General features: G+C 46.4%; 4 protein-coding genes. 2 read left to right on the top strand and 2 right to left on the bottom strand.

Features of this window, described 5'->3' with window-relative positions; all coding sequences use genetic code 11:
• Positions 1 to 28: 28 nt before the first annotated feature.
• The gene (locus PH5382_RS20320) at positions 29 to 160 is read right to left on the bottom strand and encodes a hypothetical protein (RefSeq protein ID WP_255354117.1); all 132 of its coding nucleotides are present in this window, start codon (positions 158 to 160) and stop codon (positions 29 to 31) included.
• 189 nt (positions 161 to 349) lie between these two features.
• Entirely contained in the window at positions 350 to 472 is a 123-nt protein-coding gene (locus PH5382_RS20315; protein ID WP_255354116.1) for a hypothetical protein, read from the bottom strand.
• Between the two features lie 345 nt (positions 473 to 817).
• Here PH5382_RS20315 and PH5382_RS19275 point away from each other — a divergent pair, with 345 nt between their 5' ends.
• Positions 818 to 1,471, top strand: coding sequence for a DNA-binding response regulator (locus PH5382_RS19275; RefSeq protein ID WP_058335998.1), 654 nt, complete (start codon positions 818 to 820; stop codon positions 1,469 to 1,471).
• 82 nt (positions 1,472 to 1,553) lie between these two features.
• On the top strand, positions 1,554 to 2,288 hold the full coding sequence (locus tag PH5382_RS19270) for a hypothetical protein (protein WP_058335997.1): 735 nt from the start codon (positions 1,554 to 1,556) through the stop codon (positions 2,286 to 2,288).
• Positions 2,289 to 2,310 lie beyond the last annotated feature (22 nt).

Genomic DNA, 2,310 nt, shown 5'->3' with positions numbered 1-2,310 from the left:
ATTCCGTCCGGGGAAAGGGGAAGTCCCCTCAGAAACCGATTTGTGCAACAAAGCCGCTTTCAATGTCTTTTACTGCTTCCGTCGCAAGAAAGTAATCGAGAACTGGATCATCTTCGGCAGCAATTTCACCAAATGTTTCTATTGTTCGTAATGTGACCATGAGAGGGGCCCTCCAATTTTTCGAATTGGCTCACCTTGCAAGCATATTGTCAAACGCTGTTTCATTGCCTCGAACAAAAGCTGTGATGCGAATGGCCAAGTATCTAAGCATAGTTGTTCGCCAGGCTTTGCAAAGACCGCTATCTGCGCAAAGCCGCCCTCGGAGCCAATCATGGGACAGCTCCCCGGGTCAGTTGGCCGAGATCAAGGCGGTGGAGGTCAGCTCCCAGCCCAAAGCGGTCGTTGACATGGAGTGCGACGCCATAACTGCTGCAATGGAGAATTTGAGTGTCAGTTTCCCTAAAGCGGTCATTAAGCTATCCTGGTGTTGGATCGTCACCGCTGCAGTCAACAACAACGGCAGCCGTGCTCACTCAAAAGTACACCGTCGTACCAAAGCCAAGTCAGCGGTCACTGCAAATCAGCTCTAGAAGCGATCATTGATCAAGCTCGCCAGGGCTCGACAGTTTCCTGTCAAGTCTTTGATGGATTTCTGCTTTTGGCCCCCATCAACTTGTTGATCCGCAGTGGCAACTCACAACACCAGAGACGATCTGACGCACATATCTTTAGATACTGGATTTATCTTTTGCTCCTGTTGCTGAAAGGGTCAACTTGAGATTAATTTCTGAAAAAATAGATGTAAGTAGACATGTGAATGAAAAACGAATGCAGCCCCTATCCATCAAGTGTCAACAAAACAGTTCTGATTGTCGATGACCACCTACTGCTTCTTGAGGCATTGGAAACCGTTTTAACCAAATCGGGCTACAAAGTTACTTCATGTAGTAGTAAAAAAGAAGCTATTGATATCATCAACAAACCTCACACCAATTTTGATGCAATACTTCTCGATGTCAATATGCCAGACATGGTCGGACTTCAAAGTATTTCTGAAATAGTCCATATTGCGATCGAGATCCCAACAGTTTTAGTCTCTGCAAACCTGTCACGAACTCTCGTTCGAAAAACTTTCTCCATCGGGGTGCGAGGATATATTCCAAAAACCGCCAACCTCAATCGCTTTCAAAACGTTTTAAACTTCGTAATCGGGGGAGGCACTTACACGCCCCCGGAGCTGGTAATATCCGAGGTGGAAAACTGGAACATATGGGGGTTGACCCCAGTGGAATCGGAAGTGGTGCAAAATGTTTCGCACGGCCTCTCAAATAAGATGATTTCTGCTGAAATGGGCATGTCAGAAGCGAGCGTAAAGATGCACTTGCGGTCGATTTTCGGAAAAATGAACGTCACGAATAGAACGCAGGTGGCATTGGCTCTCGATGAAACGATGATGAATGCTCAGCCTTAGGCTAGTCGGGCAAAATCTTGGTGGTATTTCAACGGAATGCCCAACTTAAAGTAAAATGAGCTGCGGAGCGAGACTGAAAATAATGAACCTAAATGACCTCAATATGGTGCTCTACTGCGGCGCCTACTCTGAGAAGTTGGATGATGTGTGTGAGCATGCCTTCAGGATGGGTATCCCGGTAAGGCCGCTGCCGTCTTTCCATTCGATGATCAAAGAAGTTTCAAACGTCAGTGCCCCTCGCTCGTGCGTAATCATTAACCTGGACGACCTGGGGGGGGCAAGCGAGGTTATCGAAGAACTGATCGCGTGGAGATTAGACTTTCCATCCATACCAACGATTTTAGTCTCGGGGGAATTCGAGGTTGACGATTTAGATTTACACCGACTATCGATATGTGATTGTTCGATAAAATCGACGAGCAATCCTTCCTCTCTTCACCTAGCACTCAAGCAGTCTTTCATTAACAACATGATCTGGGCAGAGCGGCAGGAGGAACGGATTAATGCCGATGTAGACGTAGGACTACGACTGAGCGCAGCGCTTGTGATTTCTGCAATATCAGCATTGATGTCAGGCATCTTTGTCTTATTGGAGTTTAGGGACTGGTTCTATGCCATGTTTGCTTACATTGTCGTTGGCCAGATCACTCTGGTGACCATATTGATATCATCTCTTGTTAGAAATTGGATTGAGGATAAGTTTTCTCGTTTTTATTTTTTGAAAAAATTTCTCCTACAGAAAGGTAAGGAAAACCAAGCAAAGCTGGGTCTTGACAAATTTAGTGCAGCATCCCCCCGGAAGAACCGCATCAGGTGACGATCCGCATATCGCGCGATGA

Origin of the sequence: Phaeobacter sp. CECT 5382 (genome assembly GCF_001457775.1) — a bacterium.
Classification (GTDB): Bacteria; Pseudomonadota; Alphaproteobacteria; order Rhodobacterales; family Rhodobacteraceae; genus Pseudophaeobacter.
The sequence above is the reverse complement of the archived record's forward strand: the minus strand, read 5'-3'. Positions and strand labels throughout refer to the sequence as shown.

Bases quoted from the DNA above. Each gene is read 5' to 3' on its own strand.
- PH5382_RS20315 (WP_255354116.1), bottom strand. From the start codon at position 472: ATGACCGCTTTAGGGAAACTGACACTCAAATTCTCCATTGCAGCAGTT.
- PH5382_RS20320 (WP_255354117.1), bottom strand. From the start codon at position 160: ATGGTCACATTACGAACAATAGAAACATTTGGTGAAATTGCTGCCGAA.
- PH5382_RS19275 (WP_058335998.1), top strand. From the start codon at position 818: ATGAAAAACGAATGCAGCCCCTATCCATCAAGTGTCAACAAAACAGTT.
- PH5382_RS19270 (WP_058335997.1), top strand. From the start codon at position 1,554: ATGAACCTAAATGACCTCAATATGGTGCTCTACTGCGGCGCCTACTCT.